The following is a 16,924-nucleotide window of genomic DNA, read 5'->3' on the forward strand; positions in this document are numbered from 1 at the left end:
CCCCCTGCGCCCCGGTGCTGGACACCCTGCCCCGGTGGCCCGCCGGCTGCCCCTTCACCTTTGAGGGGCTCACCGACTTTTACCGCACCCACGGCTCCGGCCTCTTCGCCCGGGGCAGCGCCTTCCTGTGGGAGGACGGCCAGCTCTTCCCGGTGGAGCAGCCCGACTGCCCCGCCGCCGACGAGATGCTGGGCTACCGGCTCCAGCGGGATCAGGTCATCGCCAACACCCGGGCCATGCTGGAGGGCCACCACGTGAACAACGTGCTCCTCTTCGGGGAGAGCGGCACCGGCAAGTCGGCCACGGTGAAGAGCCTGCTGGCCCTGCCCGGGTTTGAGGATCTGCGGCTCATCGAGGTGCAGAAGGAGGGCCTGGCCGATCTGCCCCGGCTCATCCGCACCCTGGGGGGCCGGCGGCTGAAGTTCATCCTGTTCATCGACGATCTGGCCTTCGACCAGGACGACACCACCTACTCCGTCATGAAGACCATCCTGGAGGGCGGCCTGGAGCGCCGTCCCGCCAATGTGGCCATCTACGCCACCTCCAACCGCCGCCACCTGGTGCGGCAGACCTTCTCCGACCGGGCGGGGGACGAGGTGGACGCCAGCGAGACCATCCAGGAAAAGACCTCCCTGGCCGAGCGGTTCGGCCTGCGCATCCCCTATCTGGCCCTGAACAAGGCGGAATTTCTGGATCTGGTGGAGCAGATGGCCGTCCAGCACGGCATCACCATGGACCGCCAGGCCCTGCGCACCGGCGCCGACCGCTGGGAGATGCGGCACCCGGGCCGGACGCCCAGAACCGCCAAGCAGTACATCGCCAGCCTGAGTCTGGCCTGACCCTTCCGCCACGCCCCATCCATGAAAGGAGCATGACCATGAAACGCAACCCGCTGAAAAAACTGGTGGCCGGTCTGCTGGCCGCCGCCCTGCTGGCCCTGCCCACCCTGGCCGCCGAACCCCAGCTGCCCTCCCTCTGGGCGGTGGACCAGCTGGCCGACAGCTACGCCCTGGGCCTGGTAGACGACAACTACACCACCTACATCCAGGACCCGGTGACCCTGGAGCAGCTGGAGGCCATGACCGACGTGGTGGCCAACAAGCTGGCCCTGCTGGAGCTGGACCAGCGCACCGCCGACGCCGTGGGCTATGTGGTGGACACCACCCGGGGCGGCGTGATGAACGCCCTGTACCAGGCGGCCGCCGCCTATGTGCTGCCCGGTATTGACGAGGGGCCCCAGGGCTTTCTCACCGGTCTGGGCGTGGTAAAGGGAGACGGCACCAGTCTGGCCCTGGAGCGCACCTGCACCTATCAGGAGGCCATGGTCATGGCCAACCGGCTGATCCTGGCGGTGTATGACAGCCTGGACGCCGGCTCCCGGGGCCTGCTGTGGAAGGCCACCAACGGGGAGAACACCCTCTACCTGCTGGGCACCATCCACCTGGACCGGGACAACGTCTATCCCCTCCACAAGTCGGTTCGGGAGGCCATCACCACCTCCGAGACCGTGATCTTTGAGCTGGACCTCAATGACCAGGAGGGCATTGCCCTGCTCCAGTCCCTCCAGACCTATTCCGACGGCACCACCCTGGCCGATCACATCAGCCCGGAGCTCTACCAGCGGGTCCAGGCGGCGTCGGAGGCTCTGGGGATGGGCCCCAACGGTCTGGACGCTTACAAGCCCTGGGCCCTGGCCTCCACCTTCTCCACCCTGTCCATGATGGACGACACCACCGGCGCCAACTCCATGGCCATCGACTCCTATGTGAATGCCCTGGCGGTGAACAGCGGCAAGGACATCGCGGCTGTGGAGACCTACGCCTTCCAGGGGGGCATTTTTGACGGCCTGTCCCCGGAGTATCAGGAGCTTTACCTGGACTCTACCCTGTCGGTCTACGAGATGGCCCTGGGCGGGGAGACTTCCCCGGAGATCGAGCAGGCCGCCCAGGAGCAGGAGGAGATGCTGGCCGCCATGTTCGCCGCCTGGAAGGCCCGTGACCCGGAGGCCTTTGGGGCGGTCTACGACAAGGAGGCCGTCCTCAACAGCGACGACGAGCTCAACTCCAAGCTGTTCACCGAACGGGACCCGGGCATGATCCAGGCCGCCGCGGACTATCTGGAAACCGAAGGCAGCCACACCTTCTTTATGGCGGTGGGGGCAGGCCACATGGTGGACCCCGGCGGCATTGTGTCTGGTCTCCGGGCTCTGGGCTACACCGTGGAACTGATGCCCTGACCCACAGAGAAAGGAGGGCCCCATGATCCTCAAAGGCAATGTTGTCCACACCCCCGCGCCGGATCAGGCGGAGGTACGGGAGGGGGCCTACCTTGTAGGCGATGGGGAGACCATTGTGGGGCTGTACGACGTGCTGCCCCCTCAGTACCGGGGCCAGCCGGTGACCGACTACGGCAGCGCCCTCATCCTCCCCGCCTTCACCGATCTCCACCTCCACGCACCCCAGATCCTCAACCGGGGCATCGGCTACGACCTGGAGCTGCTGCCCTGGCTGGAGCGCTACACCTTCCCCACCGAGGCCCTGTTTGCCGACCTCTCCTTTGCCGAAACCGTGTGGAAGCACTTGCTGAACCACCTGTGGGAAGTGGGCACCCTGCGGTTTTCCGCCTTTGTCACCGTCCATAAGGAGGCCGCCTGGAAGCTGATGGAGCTGTCCGAGGCCTCCGGCCTCCGGGGGCTCATCGGCAAGGTGAACATGGACCGCAATTCCCCTGACAGCCTGCGGGAGGACACGGCGGCCTCCCTGGCGGACACCGAGGAGCTGATCTGCCGGGCCCGGGCGGAGCTGAACCACACCGGGTTCATCCTCACCCCCCGGTTTGTCCCCTCCACCTCTCCGGCACTGATGGAGGGGCTGGGGCGGCTGGGGGAGCAGTACGACCTACCCGTCCAGTCCCACCTGTCGGAAAACCTCAGCGAGGTGGACTGGGTGGCCCGGCTCCACCCGGACATCCCCACCTACACGGAGGTCTATGACCGGTTCGGCCTGCTGCGGCAGGGCAAGACCATCATGGCCCATGCCATCCACCTGTCCCCCGGAGAAAAGGCCCTGCTGAAAGAGCGGAAAGTCACCCTGGCCCACTGTCCCCTGTCCAACGCCAATCTGTCCAGCGGGATCATGCCCCTGGCGGACAACCTGGCCCTGGGTCTGGACTGCTGCATTGCCAGCGACGTGGCCGGAGGCAATACCGCCGCCATGACATCCTCCATTACCTCCGCCGTCCAGACCTCCAAGCTCCGCCGGCTGAACAGCCCGGAGGCGCCTCCCCTCCCCCTGGCCACCGCCTTCTATCTGGCCACCCACGGGCCTGGCCGGTTTTTCGGCCGGGCGGGAGCCTTCCTGCCGGGGTACAGCTTTGACGCTCTGGTGGTGGAGCCGGACCCCCTGGACGCCCTGGTGGAGCGCGCCCCTCTGGAGCGGCTGGAGCAGTTCCTCTACCACGGGGACAGCCGGAACATTGCCGCCCGCTACTGCGCCGGAGCCCTGACGCCCCGTCCCTTCCCCTCCCTTTAAACCAAGGGCCTGTTGCGGTATTTCGCAACAGGCCCTTTTTGCGTCAATTCCCTGCCGCCGGCAGGCGACCGCCAGAATCTCTCCGGCAAATCTCCGTGGACTACTCCACCACTCCCTCCAGCCGCATTACCGACACCTCGAAAGCGGTGCGCTGGCTGGACTGGCCGTTTTCCTGCTTGGTGTAATCCCGGCTCTGGAGGCGGCCCTCCAGCCGCACCCCATCTCCCACCTCCAGCTCTCCGCAGCACCGGGCCAAAGCCCCCCAGGTGATGCAGGGTAAGTAATCCGCCCGGCCATACCGCCGGTTCACCGCCACCATCAGATCACAGATCTCCCGGCCCAGAGGAGTGCGGCGGAGCACCGGCGGCTTACACAACACTCCCGCCAGGGTGAGCCGGTTCTCGTTGGGCCCCTCCCCCCGGCGGAGGGTCTTGGCGTGGAGGGTGATGACCAGCCGGCTGCCTATGCCGGTGCGGTTGTTGAAGGAGCGCACCTCCCCCTCCACCTCCACCGGCATTCCCGCCGTCACCGGGTTGTCCGCCAGCATGGACTTGGGGACGATCACGTTCAGGCAGTCAATACTCCCCGACAGACGCTGTACATGCAAGGGAAAGGTGTCATACACCACCCCGTGAGTCTCATGGGACCACACCGGATCGGCCGCCGCCGTCCCCCGGAGCAGGGCCCGATTTTCATTCCATCCTGTCTGCATACGTTACCACGCTCCTGTTTCAGGTTCTCTGTGGCACTATATGCAGGTTTGTCCCAGTCCATTCCAATTTATGTAAGGCCGCCGGAGCGGCCTTTCCTACTGCTGGCTCTGCCAGTCGGCGGGGTAGACGAAATAGAGGAACCGGGCGTGGCCGGTGACCGAGAAGTGGATCTCGCTCCCCTTGGGGATATAGATCAGCTCCCCCGGCCCGGCGGAGACCCTCTGGCCGTTGATGAGGATATCCAGCCGCCCCTCCACCACGTAGTCCATCTCGTCATAATTCAGGGTCCAGGGGAAGGTGGTGTCGGTCATCTCCATAATGCCTGCCCCCAACCGGGGGGATTGCTCCAGGGAAAACAGGTCCCGGGTGTATACCCGGTCCCCCGGATTGCCGGTATCCATCCGGTGGGCCTCGGTGACCTGCAGTTGCGGCACCGGCACCGCCGTCACGCCTCCGGCCAGATGCTCCGCCAGCACCTGGCGGATGACGGCCTCCATCTGATGCTTATCCATGGCGTTCCTCCTTCCGGGTCAAAAACATGGCCACCGCCACGGCGGTGACGCCCCCCACCAGCTTCCCCACGATCATGGGGAAGATCATGGAGGAGTCGAACCCGGCGGTAAAGCCCAGGTGGTCTCCGAACACAAAAGCCGCCGACACGGCGAAGGCCACGTTGATGATCTTGCCCCGGCGGTCCATGTCGTGGAGCATCTGGAACATGGGGATGTTGTTGGCCAGGGTAGCCACCAGCCCAGCCGCCGCCACGTCGTTCATGCCCAGCAGGCTCCCCAGCTTCATCAGGGGCTTGCGGAACACCTTGGTGATGACATACACCAGAGGAAAGGCTCCCGCCAGCACGATGGCGATGTCCCCCACGATGGCAATGCCCTCCTCAATGGGATTCAGGCCCTCAATGGGGGTGAGAGGGGTCAGCTTTTCGATGATGGCCGCCGCCAGGCCAATGGTGATGATGACCACAATGACCTTACCGAAGATCTGGAACCCCTTCACCATGCCCGACGGCACAAAGGCCAGCCCCAGGGCGATGAGGACGGCAAAGAGCACGATGGGCAGCAGGTTGCGCACCACCATGCCCACCGGGAACCCGGCGATGAGCCCCCCCACAAAGCTGCCGATGGGGATGGTGATGACCCCCGCCAGCACGCCGGTGGCCAGGGCGGGCCGATCCTCAGGCCGGATGATGCCCAGGCCTACCGGGATGGTGAACACGATGGTGGGCCCCAGCATGGCCCCCACGATGAGGCCGCCAAACTGGCCCGCCTGGGGGGTAAGGGCCAGCTCCTGGGCCAGAGGGGCGCCCCCCATGTCGTTGGCCAGGAGGGTGCCGGCAAACATGGCCGGGTCGGCCCCCAGGAACTGATAGAAGGGCACCACCACCGGCCGCAGCAGGTCGGCCAGCACCGGGGCCAGGCAGATGATGCCCACCATGGCCAGGGCCAGGGAGCCCGCCGCCATGATGCCCTCCTCAAATTTCTCGCCCAACCCGAACCGGTTGCCAATGATGCGGTCGATGGCCCCCAGGGCCATGAACAGCACCATCAGATAGACGATGATCTCGTTGATGGACATACTCTGTCCCCTTTCTCTCCCTTATGGGTCGATGATGCCGATGATGGCGGCGTCCACCGGCACATGGTCCCCGGCAGCTACCCGGGCGGCCGAGCCGGTGGCTACAAGGACGGTCTCCCCCTCCCCCGCCCCCACGCAGTCGGCGCACACCAGCAGGTCCTTCCCCACCGCCACCGTCAGAAAGGTCTGGCCGGTCAGGTGGGGGGCTTTTTTGGTGGCCCATACCTTACCGGCCACCTGTCCCAGCAACACAGATCCCCATCTCCCTCAGCCGCCGCTCCAGAGAGACGCAGCGGCGGTAAATTCCCATGGGGGCGGTGGCCCGGTACCGCCGGTACTCCAGCCCCCGCCGGTCCAAAATCACCCTGGCCCCCGCCAGCAGGGCGGCCACCACCTCCGCCTCGGCGGGGGTTTGGGGGGCCAGCGCCGCCAGGCGGCCCATGGCATCCACCGGCAGCCAGGTGATCACCAGCCCCCGCCCCCGCCAATAAAAGGTCACGGCAGGATCAGCCCCCGGTCGCCCTTCCGAAACCCGCAGGCATTTGCTTCATCGTAATCAATATGGGCGGCGGGGGCAAACTCCTTGGAGATGCGCACCTCCACCGCCTCCAGGGTCACGGGCCGGTTGGTAAGACACTTGAGCCGCACGGTCTGACCCTGAGCTACCCCAAACCGGGCGGCGTCGGCGGGGGTCAGGTGAATGTGGCTTTTGGCGGCAATGAGCCCGTGGTCCAGCACCACCGACCGGTCTCCATTGCGCAGGACGATCCCAGGGGTACCCTGGATGTCTCCGGACAGCCGCACCGGCGGGGTCACCCCCAGGGTCACCCCGTCGGTAAGGGAGATCTCTACCTGGCTCTCCCCCCGCTCGGGGCCCAGCACCACCACGTTGGGGATGGACCCCCGGGGGCCCTCCAGGGTCACCCGCTGGGCGCAGGCGTACTGCCCGGGCTGGGACAGCTCTTTCACCGGGGTGAGCTGAAAGCCGGGGCCGAACAGGGCCTCCACATGGGCCCGGCTCAGGTGGACGTGGCGGCCGCTGGCCTCCACCTCCACTGTCAGACGGCGGACGATCTCTTCCGCCAGCAGCTCCAGCGGTCTGGCATCAACAACGTTCATATTGTCCCCCTTTCAGCTTGATCATCATGATCCACAGCAGGGAGGACAGCCGGTTGAGCCCCAAAATGATATCCCCCCGGGTCACCGCTCCGTCGGCGTCCTTGAACGCGGCGTAAGCCGCCAGCTCGGTGCGCCGGGCCAGGGTGCGCAGCTTGTTTACCGCCAGCAGGGCGGCCCCATCGGTGTGGCTGGGCAGGAAGTGGGGCTGATTCAGGTGCTTGTCCGGATAGTGGGAATACTCCCGCAGCTGGTCTGCCGTGTAGCCGCACAGTTTGATCTCCCCCAGGGGTTCCTCCAGCACATCGCACCGGATGAAGTTACGCACAAAGGCCAGCACTTCCTCCAGCTCCTCTACCAGGGTGGGATAGTCCGCCGCCGCCTGCTGGGTCAGCAGGATCTCCCCCTCCAGGGCGTCGATCATCCCCCGGAAGGCGATGCGGGGGTGGTCCTTAGGCACCAGGACATTGCCCCGCAGGTGGGTCATGTGCTCCGGCTTTTCGTGGAGGGTGGCGCCGAACAGGGTGCGGTACTGGGCCCGATCCTGTCGCCCCAAGTCGGCCTCCTCCTGCCCCTGGGGATACACCGCCTGGATCTTGTGGGCGGCCAGCCAGTCCCGGGCCCCGGGGGTGAGCACCTCCCCCCGGTTCACCACCACCGGCCCCCGGGTGCCGTTATCCGACATCCGGCGCACGTCCTCCCGGGTGAGCAGCTTCATTTATTCGCTCTCTCCTCCGTGGGGCAGGATGTGGTCCACCTCGGCGTGAGGCCGGGGGATCACGTGGACGGAGATCAGCTCCCCCACCTTCTCGGCGGCGGCAGCCCCGGCGTCGGTGGCGGCATTCACCGCTCCCACGTCCCCCCGGACCATGACGGTCACCAGACCGCCTCCCACCTGCTCCTTGCCTACCAGCTGGACGTTGGCGGCCTTCACCATGGCGTCGGCGGCCTCGATAGCCCCCACCAATCCTTTTGTCTCCACCATACCCAGTGCGTTGGTATTTGCCATGTTCTGTTTCCTCCTGTCAGTGTTCTGTGGTTCCGGCTCCGCCGGTGGGGCGGATGCCGGCGGATGTGCTTTGTCCTGGCCGGGCCGGGCCTTCTTTTTGGAAGTCTGCCGGGGCGTCCCGGCCACCGGCAGATGAGGGGCGCCCCCCGCTGTTCCGGCGGCTTCCCCGTTGCCGGCGGTCACCGGGTGTTCCATGTCCTCTTCCAGCCCTTCCGGCGAAGGGGCCAGCAGGCCGTTGGTCAGGGCCTGGGCCTCCTGCAAAATGGCCTCCTGGGGGTTGAGCAGCACCCCGTCGGCGTTTACCTCGCTCATACCCGCAGCCTCCGCAGGATCTGGCTGACCAGCTCATCCAGGTCCGTGGTCACCGCTGCCTGGGCCGAGCTCCGGGCGGCGGCGCTCCCCCGCAGCTCCTCCAGCTCCTTCACGCCCCAGGCCACCCGCTTGATGTTGATGAGATCCAGAGGACCGATGTTGTTGGAGGAGGAGGAGCCCCCCACCGCCCCGCAGCCCAGGGTAAGGGCGGGGAACAGGCAGGTGGTGGCTCCGATGCCCCCCAGGGCGGCGGGGGTGTTCACCAGCACCCGGCTGGCGGGAACGACGGCGGCGAATTTCTTGGCCACCCCCTCGTCCTGGGTGTGAATGGAGAAGGTGTGGCCCGCCCCCTCCCACTCCAGAATCTCCACGCACCGGCGGAGAACGGCCTCCTCGTCGCTCTCCACATAGCAGCCCAGGATGGGCCCCAGCTTCTCGCTGGAGTAGGGATGGCCCTTGCCCACCCCGGTCTCCCTGGCCACCAGTACCCGGGCGGTGGGGGGCACCCGGGTGAGCCCCGCCAGCTTGGCGATGGTCTCCACGCTCTTACCCACGATGGCCGGATTCATGGTGCCGTTGGCCCGCAGGATGAAGCCGGAGAGCTGGCGGGTCTCCCCCTCGTCCAGCAGGTAGGCCCCCTGAGCCCGGAGGGCGGCCTTTACCGCCCCCTCCATCCGCTCCTCCATAATGACGCTCTGCTCGCTGGCGCAGATGGTGCCGTTGTCAAAGGTCTTGGAGTCCAGGATCCGCTTGACTGCCAGCTCCACATTGGCGGTGTGGTGGATATAGGCCGGGCCGTTGCCCGCCCCCACCCCGATGGCGGGGGTACCGGAGGAGTAGGCCGCCTTGACCATGGCCGCTCCGCCGGTAGCCAGGATGAGCCGGGTATAGGGGTGGCGCATCAGCTCTCCGGTGGCCTCCATGGTGGGGGTGGAAATACAGGCGATGGCTCCCGCCGGGGCCCCCGCCTCCTCCGCCGCCTGGCGAATCACCCGCACTGTCTCCAAAATGCAGTTCAGGGCGCTGGGGTGGGGGGAGAAAATGATAGGATTGCCCCCCTTCAAGCAGATCATGGCCTTGTAGATTACCGTGGAGGTGGGGTTGGTGGAGGGTACCAGCCCGGCCACGATGCCCACCGGCACGCCGATGTCCACCGTCCGGTGTTCCTTGTCCTCGTGGAGGATCCCGTGGGTCTTTTGATCGCGGATGGCCTCGTACAGGGTCACCGCTGCGAAGCGGTTTTTGATCTCCTTGTCCTCCGGCCTGCCAAATCCGGTCTCCTCCGCCGCCATGGAGCCCAGGCGCTTGGCGTGCTCCGCTCCCGCCCGGGAGATGGCCGCCGTGATGGCGTCCAGCTGGGCCTGGGTCATGACCTCCAGGGCCCGCTGGGCCTGGCGGGCCTGGGTCAGCAGCTCCCGTACCTCCTGAATGGAGCGCAGATCTTTGTCCAAATAAGTCACTCCTTTCCGTGCGGGCGGCCACAGGCCGCCCCTGCACAGGGTTGGCGTAGGGGCGACCTGCGGTCGCCCGGGTTTTGCCGTCAGACCTCCCTGGGCCGGGCGGCCACCGCCTTCACCGCCTCGGCAAAGGCGGCGCAGGCGGCGTTGCAGGCGCTCTGGGTGCCGGTGAGCAGCCCGCCGCCGAAGTTGGTCTCGCTGGGAGGCTCAAAGAGAGCCGCCAGCTCCACGTCTGCGGCCTTCATGGCCTCGTCCAGCCCCACCATGGCCTCCAGGGGCGGGGCAATGAGATAGGCCAGGGCCTGCCCCTCCTTTACCCCTGCCGTCCTGGACAGGTAGGTCCCCGTCCGGGACACGGTGTGGGCAAAATATACCACCGAGTCGTCGGCGTTGGCGGAACGAAATCCCGCTCCGCTGTGGATGAAGTCCACGCAGGCCCGCAGGCCGGACTGGACCTCCGCCGGGTTGGGCCCGGCCAGGATGCCGATGACCTCACCCGCCAGGGCGGTGGAGGCATTGGCCGACCCGGCGTACAGGGATTTGCCGTACACCACCTCCACCACCGCCGCCTTGGTGGCCTCGTCCAGGGCGCAGTAGGTCACGTCGTCGCAGTCGGCGGTGATGAGGCCGATGGAGCGGTAGCCCCGGGGCAGGCCCAGCTTGTCCGCCAGGGTCTCGCTCACGTTGGCGATGGTGCGGGTGGCCAGTACCTTGGCCGGGATCAGATCGTCTGTCATATCCTCACCCCTTCAAATCAATGCCGCTGGCCTTCTTGTCCAGCATGGTCTTGATGAGCTCCGCAATGTGGGCTCCGGCCTCTACGGCGGTGGTGCCCCCCTTGTGGATGTTGGAGATCACCGTCCGCTTGGACTCAGGGATGCCGATGTGGGGCTTGTAGGTCAGGTAGGCGGACATGGACTCGGCGGTCACCAGCCCCGGCCGCTCACCAACCAGCATACACACTACCTCCGCCCCGGTGAGATCGCCAATGTGGTCGGAGGCCCCCACCCGGCAGTACTTCACATAGAGCACCGGGCCGCCCTCCAAACCGTAGGCCTTCAGCCCCGCCTCCACCGCCTTCAGGCAATCCACGGCGTTGGCCTCGATGGCGGCGGAGGACAGGCCGTCCCCCACCACCAGGGCGATTTTCGGATTGCGCCCGAAGGTCTTTTGGATGACGGTCTGATTCTGCTCGTCAAACCGGCGGCCCCGGTCGGGCCGGGTGAGATACTCATCCTTGGTCTGGCACAGGGTCTGGACGGGGGTGAAGCCGTTTTGAGCGGCAAACTCATCTGGTACATGAGAGAAAACCGAATCCTGGGCGGCGGCGTGATCGGCCCGCATCCGCAGCATGGACAGGGTTCGGTACCGGGCTCCCGCCCGCCCCAGCCCCAGCCGGGCGGGGGTTTTCCGCTTCAATTCCTGAAAGGCCTGGCCGTTCCGGGGATGTTCCACCAGATACTGCCCCCGCAGATCAGTCTGGGTGATATCCTCCAGGCAGCCGTCGGAGACCTCCGTGGAGGGGCGGCGGGGGGCAGCGGCGGTTTTCACCGGTCCCTCTCCCGCCAGCTCCCGCACCATCCGCTCTACCAGAGCGCGCAGTTCTCTTTCATCCAAAGTCAAAACCTCCTTACCCCAGCAGCACCGAGGCGTCCCCCGCCAATGCCGTCAGCTTGCCGTTCTCCACAAAGCCCATGTCCTCCAGCCACCGCTGGAAGGGGGGGATGGCGGTGAGCCCGAAGATCTCCCGCAGGGCGGCGGTCTCGTGGAAGCCGGTGGTCTGGTAGTTGAGCATCACGTCGTCCCCGTGGGGGATGCCCATAAAGTAGTTGCACCCGGCGGCGGTGAGCAGTACGGCCAGGTCCTCGATGTCGTTCTGATCGGCCTTCATGTGGTTGGTGTAGCAGGCGTCGCACCCCATGGGGATGCCGGTGAGCTTGCCCATGAAGTGATCCTCCAGCCCGGCCCGGATGACCTGCTTGGAATTGTAGAGATATTCCGGCCCGATGAAGCCCACCACCGTGTTGACCAGGAAGGGCTGGAACCGCTTGGCAAAGCCGTAGCACCGGGCCTCCATCACCACCTGGTCGGCGTCGAAGTGGGCCTCGGAGGACAGCTCAGAGCCCTGGCCGGTCTCGAAGTACATCACGTTGGGCCCCACGGCGGTGCCCTCGCGGAGGGCCAGCTGCCGGGCCTCCTCGATGAGCCTGCCGTCCAGGCCGAAGGCCTCATTGCCCTTCTGGGACCCGGCGATAGACTGGAAGATGAGATCGCAGGGGGCGCCCTTGCGCACCGCCTCCATCTGGGTGGTGACGTGGGCCAGCACGCAGATCTGGGTGGGGATGTTCCAGCGGTTGCGCACCTCATGGAACCGGTCCAGCACCCGGCGCACACTTTCCACCGAATCGTCCACCGGGTTGAGCCCCAGCACCGCGTCGCCCGCCCCGTAGGTCAGGCCCTCCAGCAGGGAGGCCAGGATGCCGTCGGGGTCGTCGGTGGGGTGGTTGGGCTGGAGGCGGCAGGACAGGGTGCCCGGCAGGCCGATGGTGGTGTTGCAGTGGGCGGTGACCCGGATCTTCTTGGCGGCGTAGATGAGGTCCATGTTGCTCATCAGCTTGGTGGCGGCGGCGATCATCTCCGCCGTCAGCCCCCGGCTCACCCACCGGATGGCGTCCCCGTCGTGGTTCTCCGCCAGGATCCACTCCCGCAGCTCGGATACCGTCCAGTTTTTGATCTGGTCGTAGATCTTCTCGTTTACGTCGTCCTGGATGATGCGGGTGACCTCGTCCTCCTCGTAGGGGACGGCGGGGTGGTTCCGCAGGTCGGCCAGGGTGAGGTTGGCCACCACCACCTTGGCCGCCACCCGCTCCTCGGCGTTCTCGGCGGCGATGCCCGCCAGCCGGTCCCCCGACTTCTCCTCGTTGGCTTTGGCCAGGGCGTCCTTTACCGATTTGAATTGGTAGACGTGCCCCAGCAGCTTGGTCTTGAGTATCATGTGATCGCTCCTTCTCTCAGGCTATTGAACTGACCCGGCCCCAGAGCTTCCCTCCACAGGGGGGAAGCTGGCAGCCCAAAGGGCTGACTGATGAGGGGGCCTATGGTACCCCGCGCCCCCTCATCCGCCCCAGTGTGCGCACGGGGGCACCTTCCCCCCTGTGGGGGGAAGGTTGTGCGGATCACACTCCTATTTGTGAAACGCTATAGTTTTGATAACGATGGGTAATACACTTCCCCCGGCCACCGGGGCGCCGATGTCCAGATAGTCCCCGTTGTCCATCCCCACCCCGTCCAGGCAGAGGAGAGGGCCGGACACCAGGGAGGCCATGGCCTGGCCCAGGGCCTTGGCCTGGTCGGCCTCCACCGCCACGATGGGAAGAAACCCGCCATCCATCAAGGGGCGCAGCCCCGCCGCCACCCCCTGGGCCAGGGTCCGGACCCGGTCATAGGTGGGGTTTTTCTCTCCCCGGAGGGCCAGGGCGGTCTGGACCAGTCCCCCCTGGTCGGCGTACCAGCTCAGTTTGTCCCGGATGGCCGCCGCCAATTCCTCCGCCGAGCCGGTTTCCTCCCGGGCGGTGAGCTTGAGTATGGGGATGTTTTTCAGCGGAAACTTCACGTCCCGGTAGAAAATGGTGGAGCCCGACAGGTCGGTGGCGTGGCTGCCCGCTCCCACCACCGTGGCCCGGATGGTCTCCGCCCCCCGGTACCGGTCTACCCGTTGAAAGGCCGGGGAGGCGGCGATGGCCCGGCCCAGCAGCACCCCCAGGTCCCCATAGGCCAGCCAGTTTTCCGGCGGATTGTCGATGCAATCAGCCACGCCTCCGGAGAAGGACACCACGCCTACCGGCTCCGGCGTCCAGCTGGTGCCGGCGGTAAGAAAGGCGTCCAGCCTGTCCCGGCCGGGGCGCAGCCCCGCCGCCTGCTCCAGGGCCTCCACCATGGTCTGAATGACGGGCCGCAAACCCTCCGGCGTACAGGGCTCTCCCACCGCCGGAGCCTGGCAACCGGCCCGGGCAAGCACCGGTGACACGTAGTCCACCAGCCCGCTGTCCCGGTTGATCTTGATGAGCCGCCCGCCCACGTCCAGGCAGCCGGTGGCAATCAGCTCTCCGTGGGCGTATTGGGCCAGGTTGGCGGTGCCTCCGCCGATGTCAAAGTGTAATATCGTTGTATGATGCTCCCTGGAGTATTCATCCACACCCGCTCCCCGGGCTGCCAGGATGGACTCCAGATCGGGCCCGGCGGTGGCCACCACAAAATCCCCGGCAAATTCCGACAGGGCGGAGAGCACCTCCCGGGCGTTTTCCTTCCGGGCGGTCTCCCCGGTGATGATGACCGCACCGGTGTCCACCTGGTGGGGGGAGAAGCCGGACTTCCGGTATTCCTCTGCCACAATGTCCCGTACCCCGGCGGCGTCGATCACCGTGTCGGACAGCAGGGGGGTAAAGTGGATGTCCGAGCGGTAGAGCACCTGCCGGTCGGAGATGGCCACCCTGGGCACGGTAAAGGGTGCGGCCCGGTTTTCCAGGGTCAGCCGGGACAGGATCAACTGGGTGGTAGAGGTGCCGATGTCGATGCCTACCGATAACAGCTGCTCCCCCATCAGGCCAGCTCCTTCAGAATGGCCTTCACGTCGTCGGCAGTGACGGCTCTGGGATTGGCCGGGGTGCAGCGGTCGGCCAGGGCGGAGGCGGCGATGGCGTCGGCGTCGGCCTTAAATATCTTCCCCTCCACTCCGCAGGCGGTAAGCTTTACCGGCAGTTTCAGCTGGCTCCGCAGCCGGTCCAGGCCAGCGGCCAGGGTCCGCCAGGTGGGGGCCAGGCCGCAGGCTTTGGCCAGCCTGCCATACTTCTTGGCGGTCTTTTCTTCCGCGGCGTTGAACCGGATCACATGGGAGAGGAGCAGGGCGTTGAGCCGCCCGTGGGGTATGTGATACCTCCCTCCAAGCGCATGGGCCAGGCCGTGGCACAGCCCCAGCCCCGCCCCGTTAAAGGCCAGCCCCGCCAGGTTGGAGGCCAGCAGCATATTGGCCTTGGCCTCCCGATCCCCGCCAAAGGCGGCGGGCAGGTTTCCATAGGCCAGGGTGAAGGCCTTTTCCGCCAGGGCGTCGGTGTAGGGGTTGGCCCCCCGGGCCACCCAGGCCTCGGCGGCGTGGGTGAGCACGTCCATGCCGGTGTCCGCCGTCACCGCCGGGGGCACTCCCTCCAAAAAGGAGGGCTCCAGCACGGCCAGGGCGGGCAACAGGCTGTCGTCCACCAGGGGGTACTTCACCCCCTTCTCGCTGTCGGTAAGAACGGCAAAGGAGGTGACCTCCGACCCTGTACCGGCGGTGGTGGGAATGGCCCACAGGGGCGGGGACTGGGGAGAGAAGTGGGCCATGGCCTTGGCGCAGTCCAGGGCGGAGCCGCCCCCAAAGGCCACCAGCACATCAGGCCGGAATTCCTCCACCTGTCTCACACCCTTTGCCACCACCTCCAGGGGCGGGTCGGGCACCACCTGGGTGAAGGTCTCCACCGTACAGCTCCCCAACCTGGCCAGCACCTGGTCCAGCAGGCCGGATTGGGCCAGGAACCGGTCGGTCACCACCAGCACCCGCCGCCCCGCCAGCCCGTCCAGCGCCTCCAGAGCGCCGGCCCCAAAGACCACCGCCGTTTTCAGTTCAAATCGCTCCATAGCGGCCCCCCTGTTTCTTCCTTGATGGCCTTAGTATGGCGGCGGCGGCGGCGAATATACAAATCTGTCACAAGTCTTTACGATTCCTTCAGGTTCTGTTCACAGTTCATTCACCAACCGAAGGGCAAAACAGGTTATGATAACAGCGTCAGGTACCAATGACACACATTCTCCTCTCTCTTTACCTCTCTGTTCAAAAAACAAGCCGCCGGGCGCTGTCTTTCGACAGCGCCCGGCGGCTTTACTGTCAAAAAAGTGGCTTTGGCCACTTTTTTGACAGTCTCAGGGCAGCAGATGGGCCATGTCAGGGAAGGGCTCCAGGGTGCGGTACAAAATGCCGTTGATGGCGGCAATGAGGATTCCGTAATTGGTGATGGGGATGTGCTGGTCGGCGGCGGTGCGCTGGCGGTACTTCATCTCCCGCTCCCCCAGGGTGCAGCCGCCGCAGTGGATGACCATTTTGTAGGGGCTCAGGTCCTCCGGGTACTCCCGGCCGGAACAGAACACGAACTCCGGCTCCACCCCCGTGGCCTCCCGCACCCACCGGGGCAGCTTCACCGTGCCGATGTCCTCACACTGGCGGTGGTGGGTGCAGCCCTCGGCAACGAGCACCTTGTCCCCGTCCTTCAGGCTGTGGAGGGCCTTGGCACCCTCCACGGTGAGGGCCAGATCTCCCTTGTACCGGGCCATGAGGATGGAGAAGGAGGTGAGAGGCACCTCCCGGGGCACGATCCTGGCCACCTTGGCAAAGGCCTGGCTGTCGGTGACCACCAGCTTAGGTGACTTGGGCAGCCCCGCCAGGGTGAGGGCCAGCTCAGTATCCCGGCACACCAGGGCGGCAGCTCCCGCCTCCAGCACGTCCCGGATGGTCTGCTGCTGGGGGAGGATGAGCCGGCCCTTGGGGGCGGCCTTGTCGATGGGCACCACCAGCACCACCGTATCCCCGGGCTGGAGCAGGTCGGCGATGAGGGGCCGTTTGGGGCCCTCCTGCCCCGCCAGAGCGGCGGCCTTCTCCTTCAGCTCGTGGATGTGCAGGCCGGTGAGGGCGCTGACCCACAGGGTGTTCTCCCCCTCCTCCGGCACAGAATCCAGCAGGTCGGCCTTGTTCCAGGCCAGCAGGTAGGGGATGCCCTTATCTTTGATGAGGGAGAGCAGCTCCTCCTCCGCCTGGCCCAGAGGGGCGGTGGAATCGGCCACCAGAATGGCCAGATCGGTCTTGTTGAGCACCTGCCGGGTCTTTTTCACCCGCAGCTCCCCCAGCGCGCCCTCGTCGTCAATGCCGGGGGTGTCGATGATCTGCACCGGCCCCAGGGGCAGCAGCTCCATGGCCTTGTACACCGGATCGGTGGTGGTTCCCTTCACGTCGGACACGATGGCCAGGTCCTGGCCGGTGAAGGCATTGACCAGGCTGGACTTGCCGGCGTTCCGCCGGCCAAAAAAGGCGATGTGGACCCGCTCGCCGGCGGGGGTGGCATTCAGACTCATGGATAAGACCTCCTTATGCGGATAGCAGACAGGGCGGCCCCA

The 16,924-nt window shown here is 66.2% G+C and carries 18 protein-coding genes; 3 read left to right on the forward strand and 15 right to left on the reverse strand.

From position 1 onward, the window contains the following. The 3 genes from H6B51_RS09620 to H6B51_RS09630 form a co-directional block, all read left to right on the forward strand. Positions 1-839, forward strand: an 839-nt coding sequence (locus H6B51_RS09620) for an ATP-binding protein (protein ID WP_204883475.1), incomplete at its 5' end; no start/stop codon positions are given. A gap of 38 nt (positions 840-877) precedes the next feature. After that, positions 878-2,236 (forward strand): TraB/GumN family protein, encoded by a 1,359-nt coding sequence (locus H6B51_RS09625; protein WP_204883476.1) that lies wholly within the window; start codon positions 878-880, stop codon positions 2,234-2,236. Between the two features lie 22 nt (positions 2,237-2,258). Beyond that, positions 2,259-3,530 (forward strand): amidohydrolase family protein, encoded by a 1,272-nt coding sequence (locus H6B51_RS09630; protein WP_204883477.1) that lies wholly within the window; start codon positions 2,259-2,261, stop codon positions 3,528-3,530. Positions 3,531-3,630: 100 nt separating this feature from the next. Here H6B51_RS09630 and H6B51_RS09635 read toward each other — a convergent pair whose 3' ends face one another. The 15 genes from H6B51_RS09635 to hydF all read right to left on the reverse strand — a co-directional run bounded on the left by H6B51_RS09635 (position 3,631) and on the right by hydF (position 16,882). Beyond that, positions 3,631-4,242: a single-stranded DNA-binding protein gene (locus tag H6B51_RS09635; protein WP_204883478.1), complete on the reverse strand. Its 612-nt coding sequence runs from the start codon at positions 4,240-4,242 to the stop codon at positions 3,631-3,633. A gap of 96 nt (positions 4,243-4,338) precedes the next feature. Next, positions 4,339-4,755 carry a cupin domain-containing protein gene (locus tag H6B51_RS09640; protein ID WP_204883479.1) on the reverse strand — a complete coding sequence of 139 codons (417 nt, stop codon included), beginning with the start codon at positions 4,753-4,755 and terminating at the stop codon, positions 4,339-4,341. After that, positions 4,748-5,833, reverse strand: a complete 1,086-nt coding sequence (eutH, locus tag H6B51_RS09645; RefSeq protein WP_204883480.1) for an ethanolamine utilization protein EutH — start codon at positions 5,831-5,833, stop codon at positions 4,748-4,750. The genes H6B51_RS09640 and eutH overlap by 8 nt, the downstream gene beginning before the upstream one ends. 21 nt (positions 5,834-5,854) lie before the next feature. After that, positions 5,855-6,085: a EutN/CcmL family microcompartment protein gene (locus H6B51_RS09650; protein WP_204883481.1), complete on the reverse strand. Its 231-nt coding sequence runs from the start codon at positions 6,083-6,085 to the stop codon at positions 5,855-5,857. After that, positions 6,060-6,332 (reverse strand): hypothetical protein, encoded by a 273-nt coding sequence (locus H6B51_RS09655; RefSeq protein WP_204883482.1) that lies wholly within the window; start codon positions 6,330-6,332, stop codon positions 6,060-6,062. Before H6B51_RS09655 ends, H6B51_RS09650 begins: the two co-directional genes overlap by 26 nt. Continuing rightward, on the reverse strand, positions 6,329-6,952 hold the full coding sequence (pduL, locus tag H6B51_RS09660; RefSeq protein ID WP_204883483.1) for a phosphate propanoyltransferase: 624 nt from the start codon (positions 6,950-6,952) through the stop codon (positions 6,329-6,331). Before pduL ends, H6B51_RS09655 begins: the two co-directional genes overlap by 4 nt. After that, positions 6,939-7,667, reverse strand: coding sequence for an ATP-binding protein (locus tag H6B51_RS09665; protein WP_204883484.1), 729 nt, complete (start codon positions 7,665-7,667; stop codon positions 6,939-6,941). The genes pduL and H6B51_RS09665 overlap by 14 nt, the downstream gene beginning before the upstream one ends. After that, positions 7,668-7,958: a BMC domain-containing protein gene (locus tag H6B51_RS09670; protein ID WP_204883506.1), complete on the reverse strand. Its 291-nt coding sequence runs from the start codon at positions 7,956-7,958 to the stop codon at positions 7,668-7,670. A gap of 308 nt (positions 7,959-8,266) precedes the next feature. Continuing rightward, the gene (locus H6B51_RS09675) at positions 8,267-9,730 is read right to left on the reverse strand and encodes an acetaldehyde dehydrogenase (acetylating) (protein WP_204883485.1); all 1,464 of its coding nucleotides are present in this window, start codon (positions 9,728-9,730) and stop codon (positions 8,267-8,269) included. A gap of 80 nt (positions 9,731-9,810) precedes the next feature. Continuing rightward, positions 9,811-10,464 carry an ethanolamine utilization microcompartment protein EutL gene (gene eutL, locus H6B51_RS09680; RefSeq protein ID WP_204883486.1) on the reverse strand — a complete coding sequence of 218 codons (654 nt, stop codon included), beginning with the start codon at positions 10,462-10,464 and terminating at the stop codon, positions 9,811-9,813. Between the two features lie 4 nt (positions 10,465-10,468). Next, entirely contained in the window at positions 10,469-11,344 is an 876-nt protein-coding gene (gene eutC / locus H6B51_RS09685) for an ethanolamine ammonia-lyase subunit EutC (protein WP_204883487.1), read from the reverse strand. A 13-nt stretch (positions 11,345-11,357) separates the two neighbouring features. Further along, positions 11,358-12,722: an ethanolamine ammonia-lyase subunit EutB gene (locus tag H6B51_RS09690; RefSeq protein ID WP_204883488.1), complete on the reverse strand. Its 1,365-nt coding sequence runs from the start codon at positions 12,720-12,722 to the stop codon at positions 11,358-11,360. Between the two features lie 189 nt (positions 12,723-12,911). Beyond that, a complete protein-coding gene (locus H6B51_RS09695; protein WP_204883489.1) occupies positions 12,912-14,327 on the reverse strand; it encodes an ethanolamine ammonia-lyase reactivating factor EutA in 1,416 nt (471 codons plus the stop codon). Further along, positions 14,327-15,397, reverse strand: coding sequence for a 1-propanol dehydrogenase PduQ (locus tag H6B51_RS09700; protein ID WP_204883490.1), 1,071 nt, complete (start codon positions 15,395-15,397; stop codon positions 14,327-14,329). Before H6B51_RS09700 ends, H6B51_RS09695 begins: the two co-directional genes overlap by 1 nt. 282 nt (positions 15,398-15,679) lie before the next feature. Continuing rightward, on the reverse strand, positions 15,680-16,882 hold the full coding sequence (gene hydF / locus H6B51_RS09705; RefSeq protein ID WP_204883491.1) for a [FeFe] hydrogenase H-cluster maturation GTPase HydF: 1,203 nt from the start codon (positions 16,880-16,882) through the stop codon (positions 15,680-15,682). Positions 16,883-16,924: the final 42 nt, after the last annotated feature.

Origin of the sequence: Pseudoflavonifractor phocaeensis (assembly GCF_016901955.1) — a bacterium.
GTDB lineage: Bacteria > Bacillota > Clostridia > Oscillospirales > Oscillospiraceae > Flavonifractor > Flavonifractor phocaeensis_A.